Origin of the sequence: Streptomyces sp. NPDC019531, assembly GCF_044903305.1 — a bacterium.
In the GTDB taxonomy this organism is placed as follows: Bacteria; Actinomycetota; Actinomycetes; order Streptomycetales; family Streptomycetaceae; genus Streptomyces.
The window spans coordinates 1-25,000 of record NZ_JBJDQL010000035.1 but is presented as its reverse complement, the minus strand read 5'-3'; the positions used below and the strand labels follow the sequence as shown (position 1 = coordinate 25,000).

Genomic DNA, 25,000 nt, shown 5'->3' with positions numbered 1-25,000 from the left:
GCGCACCGCCTGCGCCCGGTCACCGGAGTGCCACTGGGCGACACCCGGGTGGTACTCGGCGAGCGGGGTGGAGCGCGGTCTCCGGCATGTGCCGCCAGTGAGGGCGACCGGTGTCTCGCCAGTCGCAGCGCGGCGGCACCACCACCCTGCTCTCCAGAGCGTGCACGATATTCCGCATGCGTGGTGGTGTCGGACGCGGCGGACCGCGCGGAGACGGCGCTGCGGGGCCTGGGCCACGGCTTTCGCGAGCGGAAGTCGACGGTCACGGACCTCGACACCATGAAGATCAACCGGAGGCCAGCATCTCGGCGGTGATCGCCCAGCGCTCGTGGTCCCGCCACGCCCCGTCGATGTAGATCATCTTCGGGGAGAACCCTTCCAGCCGGAAGCCGCAGCTGCGGGCCAGGGCGATGGAGGCGGAGTTCCGGGGCTGCGCGTTGATCTCCAGACGGTGCAGCCGCATCGGTCCGAAGGCGTACCCCACCACCAGGTCGAGACCCTCGCGCATCAGCCCGCGCCCGGCTGCGTGCGCGAACGCGCCGTAGCCCAGGGCCCCGCACTGGAAGCCGCCCTCGACGATGTTGTTGATGTTGATGTACCCGGCGATGGCCCCGTCGCCCCGTTCGCCGTCCTTCTCGCAGACGAGGAACCCCGCCTTGGTCCGGTCCTCGATCAGCCGGCCCGCGTAGGCGAGATAGGCGCTCTCGCCGTCGGGCGGGAACAGCCACGGCTGATGGAGTTCCTTGCTCTCCCGGGCCCGGGCGGTGAACTCGGCACCGTCCTCGTAGGTGAAGTGGCGTATGCCCACGCGGGGGCCTTCGGCGAGGTACCGGGAAGCGGTGTGCGGCATCCCGCCACCTTACGGCGTCCCAGCTGCGCCGTTTCATGAACACCCTGGCCGGTGCTCATGCGACCAGGGTGAGCCCGAAGCCCGTCGTGCATGGTGAGCGCTGCTCTCCGGGTGACTCATACGACGGGCAGCTCCAGCACGCCCGATTTCCCGGGTGCGCTCACCACGGTCACCGGCTTGATCCCCCGGTTCCCGAAATACGCGTCGTCGCTCGCCGCGATCACGAACTGCAGACGGTGCCCCTTCTCGTACCGGTGGACGACCCCCGGCAGCGTCACCGTGAACGGCTTTGTCACGTCGGGCACCCGGACCGGCGCGACCAGCCGGTGGGCGAGGGTCTTCGTGCCGTCGGGCGCGATGTCGTAGATCTTGGCGAACAGGACGAGCTTGTCGGCCGCGTCGCCGGAGCGCTGGGTGCGCTCGGCCTCCGGCGAACTCACCTTGAGGGTGACCTTCGGCGCGCCGACGACGTCGAGGGTCCGGGCCAGCGGCGCACTGGTCCACCCGGCGTAGGTGCCGGCCGTGTCGTACGGCGCCGGGTCCGGGATGCCCACGACACCGGCCAGCGAACTCTCCGAATGGCTCGTGGGAACAAGCCAGTTGCTGTACGACCGGCTCCCCCGCGCCACCTTCCTGCTGCTGTCGACGAGCTTGCCGTCGCCGGAGAGGTAGAGCTTCTGACTGAGTGCGGGGAGGCGGGCGGCGGTGGCGTAGGTGCCGTTCGGGTCGGTGATCCAGTCCCGGTAGTAGGCGAAGGCCGGTCCGGTGTCGACGCCCTTCTGCTTGTGCAGGTACCGGTCGAACCAGGCGAGGATCCGCCGGCCGACATAGCTGGTCTCCAGGTTGCCCTGGGCGAGGTTGAGTTCACCGGCGGCCGGAGAGGTCATCCCGCCACTGTGTCCCCAGGACTGCCAGATCATCTTGGCGGTCGTGCCCTGCGCCTTGAGCGTCTTGTACGTCGCTGTCGCCTCGTTGAGATTGAAGAGACTGTCGGCCTGCCCCTGGACCAGCAGGGCGGGCGCCTTGACGCGGCTCAGGTACGACACCGGGGACACACTGTGCGAGTAGTCGAGCAGCTCGGCCGTGCGGTCCGCCGGATAGCTGCCGGAGTTGAGGGTGCGGACGGTGTCGCAGGCCTTGGTGACGAAGTGCAGACAGCCGAGGGAGTTGATCCGGGACGGGTCGAGGTTGGCGGTGGTGAGCGGCTGGCTCTCGCCGATGAGGTAGAAACCGTTGGTCCACTGCCACTTGAAGGAGCCGGGGACGCTTCCACCGGCCCTCACGTTGTTGGGATCCAGGGAGTACGCCAGGTCGTTCCAGGTGATCATCGGCACGAGCGCGTCCACACGGTGGTCCACAGCGGCGGTCGCCAGTTGGACCGCACCTCCGTAGGAGCCGCCGATCATGCCGACGCGCGGGTCACCGGGACCGTCGAGGGTGACGAAGTCGGCCTTCGTGCCGTCGTCGGCGGCGCGTTTCCCGCCCAGGAAGTCGATGAGAGCCGAGGCGGCCACACCGTCGATACGTGGATCGTCGAGGGCGATCAGACAGCCCGACTTGCCGAAGCCGAGCCCGGAGTAGGCCAGCGAGACATATCCGCGCTGGGCGAAGGCCTTGGCGGTGGCGTCCGTGGAACCGTCGGACTTGCTCCCGCCGAAGCCGTTGGTGGTGAGGACGGCGGGTGCCCGGTCCACGCCTGAAGGGCGGTACAGGTCGGCGTCGACCGTGCAGGTGCGGCCGCCCGCCTGGATGGTGAACTTCAGTGCGGTGGCGGTGTATTGGGCGGTTGCGGTGGCGGGAGCGGTGAGTGTGGCGCCGAGCAGGAGAGCGAGGGGGACGCAGGATCCGAGCACACGACGGGACACAAGACCTCCACACTGAGGACAACCCGACTTACCGACCAGTAAGTACCGGTCGGTAGTCATGGTGTGACACGTGTCAGGCAAGGTCAATCGCTGTGACGGGTGTTTCTTGACGGAGGTTCAGTGAAGGGCTGGTGCGTCGAGCGCCAACGTGCCCGCGTCGGCGTCCAGTTCGGCCGCCACCCCGAAGGGCACGGTCAACGCCCCTTCACAGTGCCCGAATCCGAACTCCTCGACGACGGGGACACCGAGTCCGCCGAGCCGGTCGACGAGGACCGCTCGCAGCACACCGTAAGGACCGCACCCCGCCCAGGAGCCGAGGACGATGCCGCTGACGCCGTCGAGCCAACCGCCGCGCAGGAGTTGGGTCAGCATGCGGTCGACGCGGTACGCCTGCTCCCCCACGTCCTCGATCAGCAGCAGTCCGCCCCGCGCCCCGGGCCGGGCGTACCGGGTGCCGAGGTCGGTGGCGAGCAGGCTGAGACAGCCGCCCAGCGTGACGCCGCGGGCCCGACCGGGGGCCAGGGTGCCGCCCCGGGACACGAGTGTGCGGACCGTCTCCGGGGCGAAGAGGGTGGCCTTCAGATGGTCCTGTGCGACGGCGTTCTTCACGAAGTCGACCCCGGCGGCGGCCGGACCGTACAGCGTGACCAGCCCCAAGCGGGTGGCGAACGCCTGGTGCAGCGTCGTGACGTCGCTGAAGCCCACGAACACCTTGGGCCCGGCCGCCCGCATCGCCTCCCAGTCGAGCAGGTCGACCATCCGCTGAGCGCCATAGCCGCCCCGCGCACACAGCACCGCGTCGACGGAAGGGTCGCACCACGCCTGCTGGAGGTCCGCGGCGCGGTCGGCGTCGGATCCGGCCAGGTAGGCCAATTCGTCGTGCGTGTTCAGCACATGAGAGGCGACCACCGGGTCGAGGTCCCAGCCGCGCAGAATGTCGAGCCCGGCCTGGAGCCGCTCCTCCACTACGGGTCCGCTCGGCGCGACCACGGCCACGCGGGCGCCGGGTCCGAGCCTGGACGGCCGTACGAGTTCTGTCACTTGGTGAGCTCCAATGTCGGGACACCGGGCGGGTTGAGCCCGAACACCTGGGCATACAGGGAGAGTTCTGATTCGAGCACCCGGATCATCGTCTCCGCCCGCCGGAACCCGTGCCCCTCCCCCTCGAAGGCGATGTAGGCGTGCGGCACCCGTCGCCCCGCGATCCGCGCCAGGAACCGTTCGCACTGCGCGGGCGGGCAGATCACGTCGTCCAGGCCCTGGAGCAGCAGGAAGGGCACGGTGACCCGGTCGGCGTGCTCGACGGGCGAGCGTTCCGCGTACCGTCCCGGGACCTCGGCCAGCGGTCCGACCAGGCTCTCCAGGTACTGCGACTCGAAGTCGTGGGTCTCCCCGGTGCCCCAGCCGGTCAGGTCGAGGATCGGGTAGACGATCGTGCCGCAGGCGTAGACGTCGGTCGTGGTGAGCGAGGCGGCCGCGGTCCAGCCTCCGGCGCTGCCGCCTCGGATGGCGAGCCGGTCGCGGTCGGCGGTGCCCTCGTCGGCGAGGGCGAGCGCGACGGCCGCGCAGTCCTCGACGTCGACCACGCCCCACTGCTCGCGCAGCCGGTTGCGGTACTCCCTGCCGTAGGCCGTCGAGCCACCGTAGTTGACCTCTGCGACGCCGATGCCCCGCGAGGTGAAGTAGGCGATCGCCAGGTCCAGCACGAGGGGCGCGTGGCCGGTCGGTCCGCCGTGCGCCCAGACGACGTAGGGCGGCAGCTCGTCGCCGGGCGCCATGTACCCGGGGTGGTGGGGCGGGTAGACGTGGGCGTGGATGTCGCGGCCGTCCGGTCCGGTGAAGGTGCGGATCAGCGGTTCGGGGTAGTGGGCGGGGTCGACCGGGTCGTCGTGCTCGGCACCGATCACCCGGGCTCTGCCGGTGCGGGTGTCCAGCTCGACCACCTCGTAGGCGGTGCGCGGACTGGCGCCCACGGCGACGACCCGGTCACCGTGCACCGCGAGGGTGGGCGCGAACTCGGTCCAGGGCCCTGCCGCGTCGACGAGTTCGCCGGTGTCGGGGTCCAGAATCCCGAGCGCGGTCGAGCCGCTGCCGTGCACGACGGCGACGAGGCCGTTGTCCAGCGGGGCGAACCAGCGGTGGCCGAGCTTCCAGAGAGCGCCGCCGAACTCCTCCTCGCGCGGGCAGAGTTGCTCTCCGTCGCGGTAGAGGTTCCACCATCCGGTGCGGTCACTCGCGTACAGGAGACGGCCGTCGGGCGACCAGTCGACCTGGGCGATGGACTCCTCGGGGCCGCCGGCGACCGTGCGGGGCTCCCCGAGCATGCCGCCGCTGACCTCGGCGACGATCAGCTCCGTGCCGTCCCAGGGCATGCGCGGGTGGTCCCAGGCGAGCCAGGCCGCGCGCGAGCCGTCGGGCGAGATACGGGGTCCGGTGACGAACCGGTGCCGGTCGTCGGTGAGTTCACGCACCGCGTCCCGGTCCTGAGCGGCCGAGCCGTCGAGCGGGACGGCGGCGAGGACCCGGCGTACGTCGGTGGGCCCGTCGCCGGTGAACTCCTCCAGGACGCACCACACTTCACCGAGGTCGAGTCTCAACCGCGGTTCGACCCAGCGCAGTCCGCCGCCCACCGGGGAGACGGGCGTGAGGGGGCGCGGCTCGCTCCCGGGTTCGTACCGGTACAGCCGCTGGTCGGCGAAGTGCACGAACACGACCAGCGGCTCACCGGCCACCACCGCACCGGCCCAGGGGTGGCCGCCGTACTCGATGACCCGGCTGCGCACGTTCCACGGCGCGGGCAGCACCGACTCCTCCCGGCCGTCGGCCCGTCCGCGCACCAGGGTGCGGCGGCCGCCCTCGGCGGGCCGGGGTTCGGTCCACCACACCTCGTCCCCGACGAAGCCCAGCCATTCGGGGTGTCCGTCGTGCGCGGCCGCGAGTGCCGCGTCGATGGGCGAGGGCCAGGAACCGTATGGCGACGTCTGCACGTTCTCCCCCACTTGCTCAGGCTGTCCGCAGGAACCGGTCGAGTACCCGGACGCCGAAGTGCAGTGCCTCGACGGGGACGCGTTCGTCGACCCCGTGGAAGAGGGCCTGGTAGTCGAGGCCCTCCGGGAGCTTCAGGGGCGCGAACCCGTACCCCGTGATGCCCAGCCGGGAGAACTGCTTGGCGTCGGTGCCGCCGGACATGCAGTACGGCACCACGTACCCCTCGGGCGCGAACTCCTCGACGACGGCCCGCATGTTGGCGTACGTCGGTGAGTCGACCGGGGCCTGGAGGGCGACCTCGCGATGGCTGAACTCCCAGTCCACGTCGGGCCCGGTGAGCTCGTCGAGGGTGGTACGGAACTCGTCCTCGCCGCCGGGCAGATAGCGGCCGTCGACGTAGGCCACGGCCTCCCCCGGGATGACGTTGAGCTTGTAACCGGCTTCCAGCATGGTCGGGTTGGCGCTGTTGCGTACGGTCGCCTCGACCAGCTTGGCGGCGGGGCCCAGCTTCTCCAGCAGCCCGTCCACGTCGGAGAGGTCGGTCTCGATGCCGTAGAGCGCGGCGAGTTCGGTGAGGGCCGCGCGGACGGTCGGGGTGAGCCTGAGCGGCCACTCGTGCTCGCCGATGCGGGTCACGGCGGCGGCGAGCCGCGTGACCGCGTTCTCCTTGTTGACCTTGGAACCGTGCCCGGCCCGGCCGCGCGCGGTGAGCTTGAGCCAGCCCGTGCCGCGCTCCCCTGCCGCGACGGGGTAGATCTGCCGCCCGGCGCCGTCGTGGAAGGTGAACGCGCCGGACTCGCTGATCCCCTCCGTGCATCCCTCGAAGAGCTCCGGGTGCTCGTCGGCGAGGAACCCGGAGCCGTCCACGGCGCTGGCCTCCTCGTCGGCGGTGAACGCGACGACCAGGTCCCGCCGGGGCCGTACGCCCTGCCGGGCCCAGATCCGAAGGACGGCCAGGATCATCGCGTCCATGTTCTTCATGTCGACCGCGCCGCGCCCCCAGACGACCCCGTCGCGGATCTCCCCGGAGAAGGGGGGCACGCTCCAGTCGGCGGCCTCGGCGGGCACGACGTCCAGATGACCGTGGACGAGCAGCGCGTCCGCCGACGGGTCGGTGCCCTCGATCCGGGCGACGACGTTCGTACGGCCCTTGGTGCGCTCCAGCATCAGGGGCTCAAGGCCCGCTCCGGCCAGTTGCTCGGCCGCGTACTCGGCGGCGGGGCGCTCCTGGCAGTCGCCGCCACCCCGGTTGGTGGTGTCGATGCGGATGAGGTCGGAGGTGAACCGGACGACCTCGTCCAGTGCCTGCTGGTCAGCCATACGCTTCCTCCACGGCGGCCGAGACGATGGTGGTGACCGCCTTGAAGGTACGGATTCCCTCGTACATGGTCCCGTTGGTGTACGCCACCTTCCGGGCTCCGATCCGCTCCACGCCCGGCACGACGGTGGCGGCCATCGCGAGGTGCTCGGCGTCGAACTCGACTGCGATCGTGAACGGCCCTGCCTGCACCGGTTCCTGACGGACCGCCAGCTGGGTGGCCTCCTTGGCCGCGGCCCGGATGTCGGCTGCGGTGCGGGCCGGGGTGCGGCACACGGCGGCGTAGCGCGAGACATGGTCCTTGACGGCGACCTTCAGCGCCTCCGGTGCGTAGCCGAGGGCGTCCTCGCACGCGACGTCGTCCCCGGTGACGAGGATGACCGGGACGCCGTACTCGGCCACCACATACGCGTTGAGGTACCCCTCGCTCGCGGGTACGTCGTTCAGCCACACCCCGGTGATGGAGTTGGCGAGGTAGGTGTGGGCGAGGACGCCCTCCTGGCCCGCGCCCGCGTGGTAGCCGAGGAAGGCGATGCCGTCGACGTCGCCGTGCTGGACGCCCTCGATCATGGAGAGGTCCTTGTGCCGCCCGGTCAGCATCTGCGCTCGCTCGTCGAGTTGTTCGAGGAGCAGGTTGCGCATCGTCGAGTGCGCCTCGTTGATGAGGACCTCGTCGGCGCCGCCGTCGAGGAAGCCGAGCACAGCGGCGTTGACGTCCGAGGTGAACATCGACCGGCACCGCACCCACTGCGGTGTGCCCGGCAGCACGTCGTCCGGCCACGTGACACCCGTGGCGCCCTCCATGTCGGCGCTGATGAGGATCTTCATGGTCCGCCACGTTACGCGCCGGGGAGGTTTACGTCGCCCGTAAGTGGTGAGGCGTGCCGAATGCCGCTCACCCCCACCTCACAGCCAACTCCTGGAAGACGCGTATCCTCCCCCGCGGGTTCCACAGGAAACGGTCAAGGAGAAGAGTGAGCGACACCGCACAATCCGTACAGTCGGCACGACGGACAGCGGCGACCACCGCGCCGGCCACCGCGCCGGGGAACCCGCCCGGACGCCCGAAGCAACGCGACGCGTTCTTCGACAACGCCAAGTACCTGGCGATCGTGCTGGTCGCGATGGGGCACGCCTGGGAACCCCTGCGCTCCGACAGCCGTGCCGTCACGGCGCTGTACACGATCGTCTACGCCTTCCACATGCCGGCGTTCATCATCGTCTCCGGCTACTTCTCGCGGACCTTCGACGCGAGCCCGCAGAAGATCAGGCGCCTGGTCACCGGGGTCGTCGTCCCCTATGTCGCGTTCGAGACGGCGTACACCTATTTCACCCGGTGGTCGGACGGCGTCCCGGACCGCGAGATCAGCCTGCTGGACCCGCTGTATCTGACGTGGTTCCTGGCCGCGCTGTTCATCTGGCGGCTGACCACGCCGATCTGGCGGAGCGTGCGGTGGCCGCTGCCGATCGCCCTCGCGATCGCCGCGCTCGCCACCCTGACCCCGTCCCTCGGCAACGACCTCGATCTGCAGCGCACCCTGCAGTTCCTGCCGTACTTCGTGCTCGGCCTGTGTCTGCGCCCCGAGCACTTCTCGCTGGTACGGCAGTGGCGGGTACGCCTGCTCGCGGTGCCGGTGTTCGCGGCCGCGGTCGTCTTCTCGTACTGGGCGGTGCCGCGCATGGACTACGCGTGGTTCTTCCACCGCGACGCCGCCGAGCACTTCGGTGTGCCCGCCTGGTGCGGGCCGCTGATGACCCTGGCCCTCTTCGGCTGCTCGCTCGTCCTGGTCGCGTGTTTCCTGTCCTGGGTGCCGGGCCGCCGGATGTGGTTCACGACCCTGGGCGCGGGCACGCTCTACGGCTATCTGCTGCACGGTTTCGTCGTCCAGGCCGGCAACCACGTCGACTGGGCCGGGTACCGCTGGCCGCACACCCCGCTCGGTGAGATCGCCGTCACGCTGGTCGCCGGTGTGGTGGTGACCGCGCTGTGCACCGCGCCCGTGCGACGGGTCTTCCGGTGTGTGATGGAGCCGAGGATGGAGTGGGCGTTCCGGAGGACCGCACCGGTCAGGGGCGGGGTGCCCGCTCAGGTGCGCCGGTAAGGGGGTTCAGGTCCGGTGGATGCGGTCGACCAGGATGTCGATGACCAGCGGGGTGCGCGGGCCGAAGCTGAGCAGCACCCCGTCCTCCAGGGTGACGACCCTGCGGTCCAGGCCGGCCGGGGTCTCCCGGATGCCCGGGATGTCGACCAGACCGTCGATCCCGCCGACCGACTCCAGGCCTTTGTCCATCATCAGGATCACGTCCGGCTGGGCCTTGACGAGGGCCTCGCTGGTGAGCGGGGTGAACGGCTTGTCCAGGCCGGCCTCGCCACCCGCGTCCACCGCGCCCGCGGCCTCGATGAGTGAGTCGGCACCCGAGCCCCTGCCCCCCATGAGGTACACGGCGGCGCTGCCGCGCATGTAGAGGAAGGCCACCTTGGGCCTGCTGCCCTCGGGCACCGCGGCGCGGGCCTTCCTGAGGTCCTCGGCGATCCGGGCGTTCAGGGCTTTGCCCGCCGCGGGGACGCCGAGCGCCTCGGCGATACGGGTGGTGCGGGTGGAGACGTCGGCCAGTTTCGTCGCCGGGTCGAGGACGACGACCGGGATGCCGGCGTCACGGATCTGGTCGATCGCCTCCTGCGGGCCGGTGTCGGTGTCGGCGAGCACCACGGTCGGCCGCAGCGACAGCACGCTCTCCGCGCTCACATCGTGCGCCTTGGTGACCTGCGGGAGCTTCTTCGCCTCCGCGAAGGTGGCCGTGATGTCCCGGCCGACGACCCGGCCGCCGAGCCCGAGCGTGAACACGATCTCCGCGACACCACCGTTGAGCGGCAGGATCCGCGAGGCGTCCGCGACGGTGACTTTCCGACCGTCCGAGGAGTCGACGGTGACGGGCAACTCCGGTGTGGGCGCCTTGCCTTCGAGCGGCACGAGGGTGTTCTTCGCGAGTTGCTTCCCGGCCACGGCCGCGCGTGCGCTCGCGGACGCCGGGGAGGCGTCCGTCGCGGAGGAGGACGCCGAGGAGCCGCTCCCGCACCCCGCCGTCAGCAGGGCGAGCGCCAGTCCGGCAGCCGCGAGGCCTCGGCGCGTCGGGGAGGTTCGGGATCTTCCGGGCATCCGCATCGCTTGCCCCTTTCCTGTCTCACGGGTGACCTACAGTTGATCGCCAGCTTAGGTTAGGTTTACCTTATTAACCACTGGTGGGGGTGTGACGTGAAAAGACCAAGTAGCCTGCGAGGCAAGCGAGTTGTGGGATTCTCCGCGATCGCCCTGGCTCTCGCGGTCGCATCGCCCGCGGCCGCCGCGGGGACCTCGGCGACCGGACCCGAGGGGCAGAAACTCACCGCCTCCAAGTCCTCCGGCCTCGATCCGGCGGGCGAGACGGTGACCGTTTCCGGCTCCGGCTACAACACCGAGAAGGGCATCTACGTCGCCTTCTGCGTGGACAACGGGGCCGGCAGGACACCTACTCCGTGCATCGGCGGTGTCGACATGTCCGGCGAGTCCGGGGCGTCGCAGTGGGTCTCGTCCAACCCGCCGTCGTACGGCGAGGGACTGGCGAAACCGTACGGAGGCAGCGGGCACAAGGGCACGTTCAGCGTGCGGCTGACGGTCCGGGCGAAGGACGCGAACACCGACTGCACCAAGTCCGGTGTGAAATGCGCCGTGATCACCCGCAACGACCACACACGCGGCGGGGACCAGACCCAGACCGTGCGGATTCCGGTGACGTTCGGGGGGAGCGGCGCTACGTCGGGCAGCGCTTCGTCATCGCCGAGTGCCACCGCCGAGGCGAGCACGACGGGCGGCTCCGACTCCGGCGCAGGCTCCGACTCCGGCGCCGAACCGAAAGCGAGCGGCCCGCTGGCGAGCACCGGCTCCGCGGCCCTGACCGTCGGGCTCACCGCGGCCGGGCTGGTCGCGGCCGGCACCGGGACCTGGTACTGGGCGCGGCGGCGCCGAGCGGCCTGAACCTCATTTCCCGTAGGGAGAACCGAAGATGGCGAAAAGACCCGGCGCCGCCGCTCTGGCCTGCGGCGCACTGCTCGCACTGCTGCACCCGTCCACGGCGGTCGCGCAGGACGGCGAGACCTACGCCCGTGAGATCTCCGGCGGCTACGCGAGCTGGACCACGGCCGCCGCCCTCACGCTCGACGTCACCGAACCCGCCGTACAGGGAGCGGCGAACCGCGCGTGGTTCCCGGCCACGGACGGCGGCACGAATCCGGAAACCGGAGACATGGAGGTCGAGTTGGGGGGTGTCGCCCAACTCGGCGGCCCCTCTGAGCCGTTGACGTTCGGCGGGCTGCGGCTGGAGTTGGGGGGCGGCTCCGGCAACCTCTACGTCCGTACGGCCACCGACGGCCAGGCCCGTGAACTGGCTCTCGCCGACGTGTCATCAGGCGGCGCCGACCCCGTCGTACGAACAGCCGGGGTGACATGGACCGGGCTACGGGCGTCCCTCACCGAGGAGGGCGCGAAACTGCTCACCGAGTGGAGCGGGCAGGAGTTCACGCGAGGGGGCGACCTGGGGCTGCTCGACGTCGCGGTGGGAACGGGGTCGTCCGTCGAGGCCGAGCCGGAGCCCGAGGAAACTGCGGAGCCGTCACCGAGCCCCACCACGGCGAAGAAGAAACCCTCCGCGTCCGTTACCCGCACCGCCATGCCCGCAGGCGCCGAACAGCAGGTCACCGGCGCCGGTTTCGAGCCCGGCGAGATCATCCTCGTCGCGATCGACGCGGACACCCGGTACCAGGCGGTGGCCGACGCGCAGGGCCGCCTCTCCCAAGCCTTCCCGGTGTATTCGACGGCCGCCGAAGGCGTGCACGCGGTGGAGCTCCACACCGTTTCCGGCGCACGGAAAGCCGCCACGCAGTTCGAGGTCGTTCTGCCAACAGAGGCCGCTTTGCGGGCAGTTGACAAACCTCGAACCCCTTGACTTAGGTTTGCCTTACCTAACTCCGACCGGAGTGGGCACACCCCCAGAAAGGTGAAACGCTCACCATGAGACCCGTTCGCACCGTCCTCGCCGTCGCCGCCTCCGCCGCCCTCACCCTGGGCCTCGCGACCTCGGCCTCCGCGGCCACCTCGACCCGCACGATCGTCGACGGCAGCACCACGTACAACCTGTCGGTGACCGCCCCGGACACCGCCGCCGCGGCCGGCCAGGTCATCAATGTCACCGGCTCCGGCTTCAACGCGAGCCAGGGCATCTACGTCGGCCTGTGCGTGGTCGAGGGCAACCCCGGCGACACCAAGCCCACCCCGTGCCTGGGCGGTCAGGACGAGAGCGGCTCCACCGGTGCCTCGCACTGGGTCAACAACACCTTCGGCGGCCTGTTCGCCAACAGCTCCAAGTTCGGCACGGGCGGCACCTTCAACGTGAACGTCTACGTCCAGGCGACCCTCGACGACGGCAGCGTCTGCGGCCAGGACGTGGAGTGCGCGGTCGTGACGCGCGCCGACCACTTCGACACGAACGACCGCAAGTACGACGTCCACGTGCCGATCACCTTCCAGTAGGGGCCGGTCGCTCCCCCTGGCCCTCGGGCCGGCCGTCCGGCCGGCCCGTTCCGGCACTCCCCCTCTCCCGAGGAACCTCGATGACAGACGACACATCCGACCGGCGTTCCGTACGCCGGCTCAGACGCCCCGCGGCCCTCCTCGGCGCTGTCGCCCTGGTGGCCGCCGGAGCCACGGCCGTGACGTTCGGCTCACCCGCGCAGGCCGCCGACACCCCGAGGACGGCGCTCGGCAAGGACGGCCAGAAGCTCACGGTCTCCTCCTCCGCGAACCTCGCCCAGGACGGTGAGACCCTGCGGGTCACGGGCGAGGGCTACGACGACACCAAGGGCATCTACGTCGCCGTCTGCAAGGACAACGGCGACAACCGCGTTCCCACCCCGTGCCTCGGCGGCGCCGACCAGAGCGGCAGCAGCGGCTCCTCGGTGTGGATCATCCCGAGAGACGCCTCGGACGAAGGCGCCGGCACGGTCGCCGAACGGTGGGGCGAGGGCGGCACCTTCGACATCGACCTGAACGTGAAGGCGCGGGACACCGGGCTCGACTGTCTTCAGGTCGCCTGCTCGGTCGTCACCCGCGTCGACCACAACGCCGCCGGTGACCGCTCCCAGGACGTCCGTGTCCCGATCACCTTCGAGGGCCAGGACCCGGGTGACGAAGACGGCGACGGTGTGGACGTGCCGGCCGGCACGGTCAGCTACGTCCGGTCCGCCGAGCTCACCACCGTGGGCCGTCCCCTGGACCTGCTGCTGCACCCCGACTCCGGGAAGCTGTACGTCGGTTCGGACAACATCCCCGACACCGCCGACGTCTTGGAACAGGGCCTGTACGTCGTCGACCCCGAGGACGGCAAGGTGCTCGGCCACATCGCCCAGGCCCCCGGCCTGAACGGCGCGATGGCCCCCCGTGTGGTCCGCCGGATCGCCGGCCCGCTGCCGGGCGACGGTGTGGCCTTCATGTACCCGCTGCGCGGGATCGGCACGGCCAAGGACGGCGACACGGTCGCGCAGGGCCACTGGTACAACGGTGCCTCCTTCACCGACGTCGGGCAGGACGCCGACACCTCCTCCGTGCTGGTCGCGGCCGGTGCCGAACTGCGCCGCGTCGACCTCGCCACCGGCACCGTGAAGAACACGGTCACGCTGGAGGGGGCGAGCCGGCTCGGTGTGGACGCCGCCCGGGGCGTGACCTGGTCCATCGGCACGGCGGAGGGCAAGACCGTGCTGCGCCGGGTGGACACCTCGACCTTCCAGGTCAGCGCCGCGGCCGAAGTCCCCGCCGACTCCTACTACTTCGTCGAGACGGACCCGGCCACCGGCAACGTCTGGCTGGGCAACAGCACGTCGGTGCTCGTCCTCGACAAGGACGGCAAGCAGCTGACCACCCTGACGGGCACCGACCGGGCCATGGCGGCGGCCTTCGACCAGGTCACCGGGCGGGTCTTCGTGCTGCGCGAGGACCCCGCCGACGGCGGGGACGGCAACGGGTCCGTGGAGATCCTGGACAGCACGAATTTCCGACAGGCGGCCGAGCCGGTCGCCATGGCGGGCAGTGAGGCGGGCGTCCACGCGGGCATCGCCGTCGCTCCCGGCGCCACGTCCGTGTACGTCACCAAGTACGCGGAGAGCAAGGTCGTCGAGCTCGACGTCCGTGTCTCCCCCAAGGTCACCCAGTCCCCCACCGACCAGACCGTGACCCCCGGCGACGAGGTCACGTTCGTCGCCGCGGCCGAGGGCACGCCGGAACCGGCCGTGCGCTGGCAGGTCAGCCCGGACGGCGGCCAGACCTGGTCCACGATCGAGGGCGCGACCGCGAACGCGCACTCCTTCACCGCCAAGGCCGGCCAGGACGGCTACGAGTACCGCGCCGAGTTCACCAACTCCGTCGGCACGACCCGCACTTCACCGGTCACGCTCACCGTGCGGGAGGCGTCCGGCGACGGCGGGACCGGGGACGGGGACAGCGAGGAGGACACCGAGCCTTCGGGCACGAAAACCGTCACCGGCCCCGAGGGCCAGAAGCTCACCGTCACCCCGGTCAACAACCTGTCCGTCACGGACCAGCAGCTGAAGGTCACCGGCTCCGGGTACGACGTCGACAAGGGCATCTACGTCGCCCTGTGCGTCGACAACGGGGACGGCGAGCTGCCCACCCCGTGCATCGGTGGCGTCGACATGAGCGGCGAGTCCCACTCCTCGGCGTGGATCTCCTCCAACCCGCCGGACTACGGCGAGGAGTTGGCGACCCCGTACGACGAGGGCGGCTCCTTCGAGGTCGAGCTCACCGTGGCCGCCAAGGACGATTTCACCGACTGCTACAAGGCCAAGTGCGTCCTCGCCACCAGGGCCGACCACACCCTGTCCGGCGACCGCTCGCAGGACGTGAAGGTGCCGGTGAGCTTCGTGGGCCAGGACCCGGTGGACACGGACCCCGAGTCGGGTGACAGCGGCGGCTCCTCCGACGGCGGGTCGAGCACCACAGGCGGAACGTCCGACGGCAGCACCACCGGCTCCACCACGGGCGGCTCCGGCACCTCCACCGCGGGCGGCAGCCTCGCCTCCACCGGCGTCACGGTGGTCTCCGTGGCCGCGCTCGCCACCGCGCTGGTGGCCGCGGGCTGGGTGGTTCACCGTCGCGGCCGGACCGCCGCCGAGCGGTAGCCGACGACGGACGGGGCGCCCTCCGGGTCGGAGGGCGCCCCACCGTGGGTCAGATCGACACCGCGACGGCGTTGTACGTCGTCTCGGGCGTCGGAGTCGTCGTAAAGCGGGCGTTGACCAGGTAGAGCCGGTCACCGAAGCGGGCGGCCGTGGTGGGGACGTCGAAGCGCGGGTCGGTGATCGTGGTGCGCAGGGTCGCGGTGGTGACCTTGGCGTCGAGATCCCAGACACTGATCAGGTTCAGGCGGTTCTGTACGACGTACAGCGTGCGCCCGATGCGCCAGAGGCCGTCGCCGTTGACGACGGTGTCCTGGCCGACGAGCGTGATCTTCTTGGCGTACCCGGTCCTGGTGTCGACGTGGTAGAGCTCGCCCGGCGTGCTCTTGACGACGATCAGCCCACGGCCGTCGGGGGTGCCGACGACTCCGTTGGCGTTGTTGACGTCCGGCAGCTGTACCCAGTCGCCGGTCAGCGGCAGGGTGCGGATCGCGCCCTCCTTGCCGCCGCGGGGAACGCCGTACAGCGCCGCGGCGCGTGAGTCGGTGAACCAGGCGCGGTCGCCGAGCAGGGTGACGTCGTTGATGAAGTGGCCGGTGGCCTCGGTCAGTTGGTGGCTGACCAGGACGTCGCCGGTGCGGGAGTCGTGCACGCGCGCGGCGCCGGTGTTCCCTGCGACGTACAGCAGTCCGTCACGGTCGGTCTTCAGACCGACGGCGACGAGACCGGTGGCACCGGCGAAGAGTACCTTGCCCTCGCCGGTGCGCAGGTCGGTGCGGTAGATCGCGCCGTTGGCACGCGATCCCATGTAGGCGTAGGGCTTGCTGCCTATGGCGATGCCTTCGGGCAGCCAGCCGTTGGGGAGGGGGAACTCCGTGGGCCAGGCGGCCCCGGAGGAGGACGGGGCGGCCTGTGCCGTACCGGCGCCGGCCGTCACCGTGAGAGCGGCGAGAGCGGCTGCACCGCCCAGCACGGCACGCCGGGTCGGCTGGGGGTGATGTCGAGTCATGCTTGGGGCCTCCATGAGGACTCATTGAGCTTGACTTGGCCGAAATTTCGAATTCTGTTCGTGTCAAACGAACCGGTCGTCACGGGAGTTCCCCCAGCCCCACCCCTACACCCAACGGGGCCCGTCAGACCGCGCGGCCCACCATCCACCACTTCGACGGCAGTTCGATCCGGGTGCCGTCGGCCCGGTACTCCGTGGTGACGAGCGGCAGTTCACCGCTCGCCACGATCGTGAGCCCGGCCGCCCCGAGGTACACGGGCACCGCGTCGTCGGCGACCTCACCGGGCGCGATGCCGTGCCGGAAGATGGGGGCGAGCTTGGCGGGTGGCCCTTCAGGGCTCTGCGCGAGGCCCACGAGGATCGGCTTGGCGGCCTCGGAGAGCTCCACGAGGAAGCCGCGGCCGCGCTCCCCGACGAGCGCGGCGATCCCGTCGACCATCTGCTGCCGGTCCTCGGGCGCGGCCTGGTGCAGCACGCCCCGCATATAGACGTTGGCGTCCCCGAGTTCGGCGTGCAGCGTCTCGTGCTCGCCCTTGTCGGAGGCGTCCAGCAACCGGTACGTGGCCTGTCCGTCGGGATCCGCGGCACGGGCGTGCTCAAGCGCCGCCCCGGACAGGTCGGTTCCGACGACATGGGTGAAGTGGGCGGCGAGGAACCGGGTCTGGGTGCCGTTCCCGCAGCCCAGGTCCACGAGGGGCAGCCCGGGATCGATCAACAGCGGTTCGAAGTGGGCGAGATGGACCCCTGAGGTCAACACCGGTTCCGCATCCCAGAAGACGGCCCCCTGCCGCCCCGGAGCGTCCCGCCAGAACCCCTCCCAGGACTCCCGGTACCGACTCGTCACGCTCATGCCCAACTCCCCAGGATGCGAACACAACCCGCCAAAGTTGACAGGCCAGTACGGTGTATCGCGCCGGGGTCACACGGACAAGCGCATGGCGCGTTCCTTCACTGCCAGTTCGAGAAACGCGCTCCCGCGAGAGCGCGAGGTCAGCGTCGCGGCAAGGTCAGTTCGAACCAGACGGTCTTCCCCGCCTTGGTACGGCTCGCACCCCACTCACGCGCAAGCGTACTGACCACCCTGAGCCCTCGCCCGTGCTCATCCGTGGGCCCGGCACTCAGCAGCGACGGCAGCTCATGGTCGTCGTCGTCCACCTCGCACAACAAGGTGTCCCCCCGCACCAGCCGCAGCTCGACGGGCCGATGGTGCGAGTGCCGTACGGCATTGGTGACGAGCTCGCTGACCAGGAGCTCGGCCGAGTCGACGAGCTTCGCCAGACCCCACTCATGAAGCTGTTCCCGCACCACGGCCCGGGCCCGCCCCACCTCGACCGGATCGAGCGAAACCCGCCACTCGGCCACGTCGTCCGGCTCGATGCCGTTGAGCCGGGCCATCAGCAGTGCGACGTCGTCCTTGCGCCCACCCCGCGTGTTGAGCGCACGAATGATCGCGTCGCAGGCGTCGTCCATGGACGCGGCCGGATGCGCGGCCGACTCGGTGAGCGTCGCGAGCCCCACCCCGATGTCCTCGCCCCGCACCTCCACGAGCCCGTCGGTGCACATCAAGAGCCGGTCACCGGGCTCCACACGTACGCGTACGGCTTCGAAGGGCACCCCGCCGACGCCGATCACGGCACCGGTGGGCAGGTCGAGCAACTCACTGCGCCCGTCCCGGGCCCGCACGATCACCGGCGGAATGTGCCCCGCGTTGGCGATGTGGAGCTCGCTCGCGATCGGGTCGTAGACGGCGTAGAGACAGGTCGCGAGGTAGGTGTCGCCGAGCCGCTGGGCGAGGTCGTCGAGGTTGCGCAGCAACTGGGCCGGCGGCAGGTCGAGTGCCGCCATGGTCTGAACGGCCGTACGCAACTGGCCCATCATGGCGGCCGAGTTGAGCCCGTGTCCCATGACGTCGCCGACCACCAGGGCCGTCCGCGCACCGGGCAGCTTGACCGAGTCGAACCAGTCGCCGCCGACCCGTCCGAGCAGCGTGCCGGGCAGATAGCGGGTGGCGATGTCGCAGCCCGCCATGCGCGGCGGGATGTGCGGCAGCATGCTGTCCTGGAGGGTCTCGGCGACGGACTCCTGGAAGGTGTACATGCGCGCGTTGTCGAGCACGAGGCCCGCGCGGGCGGCGAGTTCGGCGCCGGTGACCCGGTCCATGTCATTGAACTCGACGCGCTCGGGGTGCCGTAGCAGGATCATGAACCCGAGGACCACATTGCGGGCCTTGAGGGGGACGACCAGCATGGAGCGGCCGGTGATCAGCGGCCGGATGTCGCGCTTCTCGAACTGCGAGGCGATGGCGTGGCCCATCTGCTCGCTGATGCGCGGCACCAGGACGGGCTCGCCGGTGGTCATGCACTGGAAGAACGGCGTGTGCGCGGGGAACGGCATGGCCTCGCCGACCGGCACGACGTCGTCCCAGCGGCCGGGTTCGTCGGTGTGTTCGAGGGCGACCCGGTGCCACATGGTGGTGGTGTCCGGCACACCGTCCGGGAATCCCTCGCCGGCGACGACCTGCTCGCGCAGATAGGTGCCGGCGACGTCGGTGAAGCGGGGTACGACGGCCCTGCTGACCTCGACGATGGTCCGGGACAGGTCGAGGGAGGTACCGATCGCTCCGCTGACCTCGTTGAGGAACTCCAGGCGCTCGCGTACGGCGACGTATTCGAGGTCCTCGCCCTCGTCCAGGTCGGCCTGCGGCACGGGCAGTCCCTCGGCGGCCGCCCTGGCCATCCGCTCGCGCCGCGCCTTGCGCTCGGCACGCCGGGGCACTCCCCAGTCGGGGGTGACGGGCACCCGGTCGTTCTGGCTGAACTCCAGGACGGGATAGCCCAGTTCGAGGATCTGCGAGACGATGCGGGCACCCTCACCGACGCCCATGCTGGGCAGGATCTCGGGGAGCCTGCGCGCGAGTTCGTCGGCGCCCGGGAAGTCGGTGTGCAGGGCGAAGGCGGGCGCGATCCGCTCGACGGCCATGGCGGAGTCGTCCGGGTCGAGGTCCTGGTGCAGCCCGTCCGCGTCGGCGGCGAGGACCAGCAGGCGCTCCTGGCCCGGGCCCACCAGTGGGTAGGCCCACCACAGGACGTCGACGCGGTCCGCTCCGGGCACGGTGAGACGGGCGCGGCCGGCGGCCGGGTAGGACAGCCCGCCGTCCAGGGACGACTCCAGGTCGGGTCCGAGGCCGTCATAGGCGGCGTAGACGTCGTACGGAGGGGTGTCCTCAGGGTCGGGGAGGGTTCCGGAGACGGGCAGCAGGTCGGCGGCCGGGCGGCCGATGGCCTGCTCCTTGGGGACGCCGAACAAACGGCGCGCGCCCCGGCTCCAGTGGGACACCAGGCCGTCGCGGTCCACCACGACCACGGCCAGCGGGACACGCCCGGCCGCGGCGTGTCCGTCCGCCGCGTCGTTCCCAGCTCCGCGGCTGGGAGGTGCGCCCCGCTCGGTGCCACGGTCCATGGCCCAGGCCCTCTCTCCGCAAGATCTGTGCCGCCTGCTCCACCGTACGACTCCGGCCGGTCACGGTGTGCGGCAATGCGGGAATTGGCCCGGACCGGCTCGCCCCGGCGCGCGCCCGGCGCTGACGCACTGTCAGTCCTCGTGCCCGAGCTGCAGATCCCGTTCCGTGCGGCCGCCTCCGGCCATCCGGAGCACGGTGGCGACCGGTGGGTAGCCGGCGGCGATGACGGTGTACTCGCCGGAGGCGAGATCGACGAAGCGGAAGGTGCCGTCCAGGCCGGTGGTGAGGGTGTCGACGACGTTGCCTGCGACGTCCAGGAGCGTCACGCGCGCGTCCTCGACGGGACGTCCGCCACCGGCCCGCACGGTGCCGCGCAGCACCGCGCCGCTCGCGAGCTCGACGTCCTGGCGGGTCTCCCGGGAGGCCTGGACGGTGACGGGAAGCGCGGTGGGCCGGAACGCGGGCGCACTGGTGGCGAGGGTGTACTCCCCCGCCACCAGCTCGGTGATGACGTAGGCGCCCTCGCGTCCGCTGCGGGCGGTGGCCACGACCTCGCCGTGCACATTGGTGAGGGTGACGGTGGCGTCCCGCACGGGAGTGCCGTCGGCGGTCCGCACGCTGCCCGCGAGCCGTCCGGCGCCGCCGAGCACGATGTCGAGTTCGACCGGACGCCCGCCGACGGTCACGGAGACCGCCTGCGGCTGGTGCCCGCCCGCGGCGGCGATCAGGACGTACGACCCCGGTCCTGGCGTCGACAGCGCGTAACGCCCGTCCTCGCCGCTGGCGCTGCGCCCGATCTGTGCTCCGGCCACGTCGATGAGGGTGAGCGCGGTCCGGGGCACGACGGTCCCGTCGGAGTGCTGCACCGTGCCGCCCACGGGGATTCCGGCGGTGTACGGCGTACGGGCCTGTGGGATCGGGGCGGTCTCCGTCTCGGGGGCGTTGTGGGACACCAGCGGTTTCTCCTTGAGGAAGAAGGCGATGAGCAGACCGAGGGCGAGCACCGGCACGAGGTAGAGGAAGATCCTCGGCATGGCGTCGGCATAGGCCCGGACGTAGGCGTCGCGCAGCGCCGGAGGCAGGGCGTGGACGAGCTGCGGGGTGATGGACTCGGGGTCGGGCAGCCCGGCGCCCGCGTGCGACGGCAGGCGCTCTCGGAGCGTGTCCGCGAGCCGGTCGGCGAAGAGTGTGCCGAAGATCGCCGCTCCGACGCTGCCGCCGATCTGCCGGAAGTAGTTGTTGGCGCTGGTGGCTGTGCCGAGGTCGGCCGGGCGGACGGAGTTCTGCACGGCGAGGATCAGCACCGGCATCACCATGCCGATCCCGGCGCCGAGGACGGCCATCCAGATGCTGTAGTGCAGCCGGGGTGTGTCGGCTTCGAGGCGGGACAGCAGCCACATGCCGAGGACGGAGAGGGCGCTGCCGAGGACGGGCCAGATCCGGTAGCGCCCGGTGTGGCTGATGAGCTGTCCGGCGAGGACGGAGGCGCCGACGATGCCGGCCATCATGGGCAGCATCAGCAGCCCCGACTCGGTGGCGCTCGCGCCGTCGACCATCTGCAGGAAGGTCGGCAGATAGCTCGCCGCCCCGAAGAGCGCGACGCCGATCACCAGCCCCACCAGGCCGGTGACGTTGAAGACGGAGTCCCTGAACAGCCGTAGCGGGATGAGGGGTTCGGCGGCGAAGTGCTCGGCCACGAGGAAGAGCACGACGGAGGCGGCCGCTCCGACGCCGAGACCCAGGACGACCCGGGAGTCCCAGGCGTATTCGGTGCCGCCCCAACTGGTCAGCAGCACCAGGCAGGTGGAGGCCGTGGCGATGAGGAGTGCGCCGAGGACGTCGAAGCGGGGCTTGACCCGCGGCTTGGGAAGTTTCAGTACGGCGGTGACGACGGCGAGGGTGACGAGTCCGAAGGGCACGTTGACGTAGAAGCACCATCGCCAGGAGAGGTGGTCCGTGAAGTAGCCGCCGAGCAGCGGGCCGGCGACGGAGGCGAGTCCGAAGGCGGCGCCGATCAGGCCCATGAAGCGGCCGCGCTGCCGGGGCGGCACGATGTCGGCGATGATCGCCTGCACGCCGGTCATGAGGCCGCCCGCGCCGACGCCCTGGACCGCGCGAAAGGCGATCAACTGGTCCATGGTCGCGGCCCGTCCGGCGAGCGCGGAGCCGATGACGAAGACGACGATCGCGAACTGGAAGACGCCCTTGCGACCGAGCAGGTCGCCGAGCTTCCCGTAGACCGGCAGGCCGATCGTGGCGGTGAGCAGGTAGGCGGTGATCGCCCAGGACATCCGGTCCAGGCCGTGCAGATCGCCGACGATCTTCGGGAGGGCGGTGGCGACGATCATCTGCTCCAGCGCGGCGAGAAGCAGCGCGAGCATGAGCCCGAGGAAGACCAACCGCACCCGGCGCGGGCCGAGTTCGACAGCCTGTGCGGGATTCTCCGGGGGCGCTTCGACCCGTTCCTCGTGCGCAAGAGTCGTCACGCCCACGTACCGCTCCCCTCGTCACGCCTGCCACGCATTTCCCGCATGAGGCGACAACTACGAGCAAGCGTGACGAGTCACGGCGTACCAGGGGGTCGTACGGAGATCCACTCGATCCGGTGACCGAGATCAACATCCGCCGAGCGCCGGGGACTTACTTCTCGACCTCGGTGGCGAGCCTGCCGAGGAGGGCGTCGTAGATCCGGCCGAGGCCCTTGGGGGCGAAGGTCTTCTCGAAGAAGCCGCCGATACCGCCGGCGCCGTCCCAGGTGGTGGTCACGACGACGCGGGACTTGCCCTCGCCGGCCGGGGTGACCCGCCAGGTGGTGACCATGGAGGAGTTGCGGTCCTTCTCGACGAGCTCGCCGTCGGTGGGCTCGGTGACCTCCAGGAGACAGTCGCGCACGCGCTTGCTGGTGGCCTGGAGCTTCCAGTGGACGAGGGTGCCCTCGCCGTCGCCGCCCTCGCGCACCTCGTACTCGCTGAACTGCTCGGGCAGCACCTTGCCGCGGGTGCCGCTGTAGTCGGCGACGGCGTCGAACACCTTCTCCGCGTCCGCCGCGACGATCCGCTCCGTAGTGGCCTCGACCTGCGCCATCGACTTCCTCCAGGACTTCAAGTTCTCGGGGTCGGGGCAAGCCAACCACCCCCGCCCACGGGCACCCAAATCGGGGTTGCACAAGAAATCGAACAAGTGTTTCACTCGAAGGGCAGTGCTACCGAGGAGGCCTCATGCGCTGGGAGAACCTCACCGAGTCCGCCGAGCACGGACGGGCCGACGCCGCCCTGTTCGGCGCCGACGCGGTGGTCAGCCGTACCTTCGACACGCCCGGCTGCACACACGCGTGCGCGTACTGCACTCGTAACCCCATTTAGGCCTAGGAGGGCCGATGCTCAGCACTCCGAACGCGGACAAGGCCTGGAAGGGCATGACGAGCTCCTTCCCGACCCCGGAAGCACCAGGCCAGTATGCAGCGCCGAACAAGGCGGAAAGGACGGCTTACGCCGTGCTGCTGCACGCACCGGCCGCGCGCTCAGGCGACGCCGACGCGAGTCAGTGGCTGCTGCTGCGCGCCCGCACAGCGAAGCGCCTGTAACCGAGGCACCAGCAGCCGTCGCACTTCAGGGATGCTTCTCGGAAGTTGCGTCTGAGCTGCTCCTCTGACGGAGTGGCAATCGGGTAGGAGGGCCGGGCGACCCGGCCCTCCTACCCGATTGATACGTCGGTGTCTCGTCATGGGCATCCCCGGGTTCCGGTGGTGTCCCTGAGGAGACTCTTGTCGCCACCGGCAGGACGCGACAACGACGCTGACCGCCCAAGCCCGCAGACAAGACACCAACGAGCCCCGTCAATGCACCAGCCGGGACACGCATAGGCCTCCACCAAGACCCTTGACGGCCTCTCACAAGTACGCCCAGTGCCCGGCGCTGAACAGAGGGTAGGCCGGTTCGCCACCACTGCCTCGATCACCCGGCGGGGGGGGAGGTTCGCACGACAACCGTGCTGACGTTCTCGGGCGTCTCGCCACCTGCTCACTGGCGCCGCGCTGGTGGCGGAACGCGCCGCCGCGGCTTGGGGGCGTGAGTGTGGGGCTCTTCGCAAGGATTGCGCCTCATGCCGAGCGCAGCTCACTGCAGGAAGGCTGCGACGGACGCGGGGAGAAGATCCCGAAGATCGGTGATCTGAACGTGGGAGGCATGGGTCGCGGTGAACTGGGCGACGGACATGCTCGGTGTGCCGAAGGCGGTGGTGAAGGTCCGCAGTGCCCCTGGGCTGCGGCCGAGGGCCCAATCCGCGGTTGAGGTGCTGGTGGTCAGGAAGCGGCTGGGCTCGGGGCCGATCACGAACAGTTCTGCCCGGCGGCCGGACGTGTCGGCGGCGAGCATCACGAGGTCCTTGAAGGTCTGGCGCTTGCGCATGGCGTCCGCGCCGCGCCAACGAGCGAGCTTGAACTCCGCGATGCGCTGATCTGTCTCCAGGTCGTACGGGCGGCTCGGGTCGTTGCCGGCGCCCAGGGAGGGGCGGACCGTGATGCGCTCTCCTTCCCCAAGGATATGAGGCAGGACGAGGAGGATGCCGCAGGCGTGGATCAAGTCGTTTATCCGGCCCAGGCTCTCGCGGACCGTGAGCGCTGAGACAAGCAGCTCCGGCACGACGTGGCCGTCCTCCGCGATCCGCATGACACTCATCCCGTCGGCGCCCTCCAATCGGTGCTCCAGCGAGGCCAGGGCCTGGGTGAGCGGCTGGCGGCTCAGGAAGTCGGCGAGGACCCCCACGGCGGTGCTCAGCCGCTCTGCTTCTTCACGGTCCTGGTGGCCTGAGGAAGTGTCCATAGCGGACAGTCTGGCTCTGCTTCCCGCCGGTGGGCGTTGGGGCGGCTCTCGCCCAGAGCCTCGGGCGGTGCAGCGCGGCTGCGGACATCGCTCTGCCGGCAGAGCTGGGGGTTGGTGGGCAAGGGCGTCCAGTGGCAGGACTGGGTGAAGCTGCGCCCCGATTTCCTCCTGCAGCCATGGAAGCCGGGCGAGTCCCTCGAAGGCGGTCCCCCTCGCCTGCAAGGGAACCCACACGAAGGGCTGTTTAACCATCCGTCTCACAGGTGTGCGGTTGAGCTTGATCCGCTTTGACGGACATCCGAGATCAGGGGCCCTGCCCCGGAAGGATGTCCATCATGGAGAGCATGGGGAAGAAGAAGCCACGCCCTCGCCGCTCGTTCACGCCGGAGTTCAAGGCCGAGATCGTCGAGCTGTGCCGGCGTGGTGACCGCTCGGTCGGCCAGATCGCCAAGGACTTCGACCTGACCGA

The 25,000-nt window shown here is 70.4% G+C and carries 20 protein-coding genes and 1 pseudogene; 8 read left to right on the top strand and 13 right to left on the bottom strand.

The annotated features are described in order from the left end of the window. Positions 1-27: 27 nt before the first annotated feature. Positions 28-315, top strand: a complete 288-nt coding sequence (locus ACI2L1_RS32170) for a hypothetical protein (protein WP_404742932.1) — start codon at positions 28-30, stop codon at positions 313-315. Here the strand turns inward: ACI2L1_RS32170 and ACI2L1_RS32165 are convergent. The 6 genes from ACI2L1_RS32165 to ACI2L1_RS32140 form a co-directional block, all read right to left on the bottom strand. Beyond that, positions 287-850: a GNAT family N-acetyltransferase gene (locus ACI2L1_RS32165; RefSeq protein ID WP_404742931.1), complete on the bottom strand. Its 564-nt coding sequence runs from the start codon at positions 848-850 to the stop codon at positions 287-289. The genes ACI2L1_RS32170 and ACI2L1_RS32165 overlap by 29 nt on opposite strands. Positions 851-966: 116 nt before the next feature. Next, entirely contained in the window at positions 967-2,715 is a 1,749-nt protein-coding gene (locus ACI2L1_RS32160; protein ID WP_404742930.1) for a CocE/NonD family hydrolase, read from the bottom strand. A 117-nt stretch (positions 2,716-2,832) separates the two neighbouring features. After that, complete coding sequence (locus ACI2L1_RS32155; RefSeq protein ID WP_404742929.1) at positions 2,833-3,756, bottom strand: LD-carboxypeptidase; 924 nt, start codon at positions 3,754-3,756, stop codon at positions 2,833-2,835. Further along, the gene (locus tag ACI2L1_RS32150; protein ID WP_404742928.1) at positions 3,753-5,702 is read right to left on the bottom strand and encodes an LpqB family beta-propeller domain-containing protein; all 1,950 of its coding nucleotides are present in this window, start codon (positions 5,700-5,702) and stop codon (positions 3,753-3,755) included. The genes ACI2L1_RS32155 and ACI2L1_RS32150 overlap by 4 nt, the downstream gene beginning before the upstream one ends. A 16-nt stretch (positions 5,703-5,718) precedes the next feature. Then, positions 5,719-7,023 (bottom strand): M20/M25/M40 family metallo-hydrolase, encoded by a 1,305-nt coding sequence (locus tag ACI2L1_RS32145; protein WP_404742927.1) that lies wholly within the window; start codon positions 7,021-7,023, stop codon positions 5,719-5,721. After that, complete coding sequence (locus ACI2L1_RS32140) at positions 7,016-7,849, bottom strand: M55 family metallopeptidase (RefSeq protein ID WP_404742926.1); 834 nt, start codon at positions 7,847-7,849, stop codon at positions 7,016-7,018. Before ACI2L1_RS32140 ends, ACI2L1_RS32145 begins: the two co-directional genes overlap by 8 nt. 146 nt (positions 7,850-7,995) lie before the next feature. Here ACI2L1_RS32140 and ACI2L1_RS32135 point away from each other — a divergent pair, with 146 nt between their 5' ends. Then, positions 7,996-9,123 (top strand): acyltransferase family protein, encoded by a 1,128-nt coding sequence (locus tag ACI2L1_RS32135; protein ID WP_404742925.1) that lies wholly within the window; start codon positions 7,996-7,998, stop codon positions 9,121-9,123. 6 nt (positions 9,124-9,129) lie between these two features. Here ACI2L1_RS32135 and ACI2L1_RS32130 read toward each other — a convergent pair whose 3' ends face one another. Further along, the gene (locus tag ACI2L1_RS32130; protein ID WP_404742924.1) at positions 9,130-10,185 is read right to left on the bottom strand and encodes a hemin ABC transporter substrate-binding protein; all 1,056 of its coding nucleotides are present in this window, start codon (positions 10,183-10,185) and stop codon (positions 9,130-9,132) included. Positions 10,186-10,311: 126 nt separating this feature from the next. On the opposite strand from ACI2L1_RS32130, the gene ACI2L1_RS32125 reads away from it, so the two are divergent. From ACI2L1_RS32125 to ACI2L1_RS32110, 4 genes are all read left to right on the top strand, one after another. Continuing rightward, complete coding sequence (locus tag ACI2L1_RS32125) at positions 10,312-11,034, top strand: LPXTG cell wall anchor domain-containing protein (RefSeq protein ID WP_404742923.1); 723 nt, start codon at positions 10,312-10,314, stop codon at positions 11,032-11,034. 28 nt (positions 11,035-11,062) lie between these two features. Next, positions 11,063-12,001: a hypothetical protein gene (locus tag ACI2L1_RS32120; RefSeq protein WP_404742922.1), complete on the top strand. Its 939-nt coding sequence runs from the start codon at positions 11,063-11,065 to the stop codon at positions 11,999-12,001. 65 nt (positions 12,002-12,066) lie between these two features. Next, positions 12,067-12,585 (top strand): hypothetical protein, encoded by a 519-nt coding sequence (locus ACI2L1_RS32115; RefSeq protein WP_404742921.1) that lies wholly within the window; start codon positions 12,067-12,069, stop codon positions 12,583-12,585. Positions 12,586-12,665: 80 nt separating this feature from the next. Further along, the gene (locus ACI2L1_RS32110; RefSeq protein ID WP_404742920.1) at positions 12,666-15,245 is read left to right on the top strand and encodes an immunoglobulin I-set domain protein; all 2,580 of its coding nucleotides are present in this window, start codon (positions 12,666-12,668) and stop codon (positions 15,243-15,245) included. A gap of 49 nt (positions 15,246-15,294) precedes the next feature. On the opposite strand, the gene ACI2L1_RS32105 is transcribed toward ACI2L1_RS32110, so the two are convergent. From ACI2L1_RS32105 to ACI2L1_RS32085, 5 genes are all read right to left on the bottom strand, one after another. Further along, positions 15,295-16,251, bottom strand: a complete 957-nt coding sequence (locus tag ACI2L1_RS32105; protein WP_404742919.1) for an SMP-30/gluconolactonase/LRE family protein — start codon at positions 16,249-16,251, stop codon at positions 15,295-15,297. Between the two features lie 124 nt (positions 16,252-16,375). Next, positions 16,376-17,101, bottom strand: coding sequence for a class I SAM-dependent methyltransferase (locus tag ACI2L1_RS32100; RefSeq protein WP_404742918.1), 726 nt, complete (start codon positions 17,099-17,101; stop codon positions 16,376-16,378). A 140-nt stretch (positions 17,102-17,241) separates the two neighbouring features. After that, positions 17,242-19,710, bottom strand: coding sequence for a SpoIIE family protein phosphatase (locus ACI2L1_RS32095; RefSeq protein ID WP_404742917.1), 2,469 nt, complete (start codon positions 19,708-19,710; stop codon positions 17,242-17,244). Positions 19,711-19,842: 132 nt separating this feature from the next. After that, positions 19,843-22,203, bottom strand: a complete 2,361-nt coding sequence (locus tag ACI2L1_RS32090) for an MFS transporter (protein WP_404742916.1) — start codon at positions 22,201-22,203, stop codon at positions 19,843-19,845. A gap of 148 nt (positions 22,204-22,351) precedes the next feature. Then, a complete protein-coding gene (locus ACI2L1_RS32085; RefSeq protein WP_266509966.1) occupies positions 22,352-22,795 on the bottom strand; it encodes an SRPBCC family protein in 444 nt (147 codons plus the stop codon). A gap of 134 nt (positions 22,796-22,929) precedes the next feature. Here ACI2L1_RS32085 and ACI2L1_RS32080 point away from each other — a divergent pair. Together ACI2L1_RS32080 and ACI2L1_RS32075 are read left to right on the top strand one after the other, a co-directional pair. Next, a pseudogene (locus ACI2L1_RS32080) lies at positions 22,930-23,055 on the top strand (radical SAM protein); the annotation flags it as partial. A gap of 32 nt (positions 23,056-23,087) precedes the next feature. Continuing rightward, positions 23,088-23,294, top strand: a complete 207-nt coding sequence (locus tag ACI2L1_RS32075; protein ID WP_404742915.1) for a hypothetical protein — start codon at positions 23,088-23,090, stop codon at positions 23,292-23,294. Between the two features lie 532 nt (positions 23,295-23,826). Here the strand turns inward: ACI2L1_RS32075 and ACI2L1_RS32070 are convergent. Beyond that, complete coding sequence (locus tag ACI2L1_RS32070; RefSeq protein WP_404742914.1) at positions 23,827-24,531, bottom strand: PE-PGRS family protein; 705 nt, start codon at positions 24,529-24,531, stop codon at positions 23,827-23,829. Positions 24,532-25,000 lie beyond the last annotated feature (469 nt).

Excerpts from the sequence above, each read along its gene's own strand:
- ACI2L1_RS32165 (WP_404742931.1), bottom strand. The coding sequence starts at position 850 with ATGCCGCACACCGCTTCCCGGTACCTCGCCGAAGGCCCCCGCGTGGGC.
- ACI2L1_RS32145 (WP_404742927.1), bottom strand. The coding sequence starts at position 7,023 with ATGGCTGACCAGCAGGCACTGGACGAGGTCGTCCGGTTCACCTCCGAC.
- ACI2L1_RS32140 (WP_404742926.1), bottom strand. The coding sequence starts at position 7,849 with ATGAAGATCCTCATCAGCGCCGACATGGAGGGCGCCACGGGTGTCACG.
- ACI2L1_RS32130 (WP_404742924.1), bottom strand. The coding sequence starts at position 10,185 with ATGCGGATGCCCGGAAGATCCCGAACCTCCCCGACGCGCCGAGGCCTC.
- ACI2L1_RS32120 (WP_404742922.1), top strand. The coding sequence starts at position 11,063 with ATGGCGAAAAGACCCGGCGCCGCCGCTCTGGCCTGCGGCGCACTGCTC.
- ACI2L1_RS32115 (WP_404742921.1), top strand. The coding sequence starts at position 12,067 with ATGAGACCCGTTCGCACCGTCCTCGCCGTCGCCGCCTCCGCCGCCCTC.
- ACI2L1_RS32110 (WP_404742920.1), top strand. The coding sequence starts at position 12,666 with ATGACAGACGACACATCCGACCGGCGTTCCGTACGCCGGCTCAGACGC.
- ACI2L1_RS32105 (WP_404742919.1), bottom strand. The coding sequence starts at position 16,251 with ATGACTCGACATCACCCCCAGCCGACCCGGCGTGCCGTGCTGGGCGGT.
- ACI2L1_RS32100 (WP_404742918.1), bottom strand. The coding sequence starts at position 17,101 with ATGAGCGTGACGAGTCGGTACCGGGAGTCCTGGGAGGGGTTCTGGCGG.
- ACI2L1_RS32095 (WP_404742917.1), bottom strand. The coding sequence starts at position 19,710 with ATGGACCGTGGCACCGAGCGGGGCGCACCTCCCAGCCGCGGAGCTGGG.
- ACI2L1_RS32085 (WP_266509966.1), bottom strand. The coding sequence starts at position 22,795 with ATGGCGCAGGTCGAGGCCACTACGGAGCGGATCGTCGCGGCGGACGCG.
- ACI2L1_RS32075 (WP_404742915.1), top strand. The coding sequence starts at position 23,088 with ATGCTCAGCACTCCGAACGCGGACAAGGCCTGGAAGGGCATGACGAGC.
- ACI2L1_RS32070 (WP_404742914.1), bottom strand. The coding sequence starts at position 24,531 with ATGGACACTTCCTCAGGCCACCAGGACCGTGAAGAAGCAGAGCGGCTG.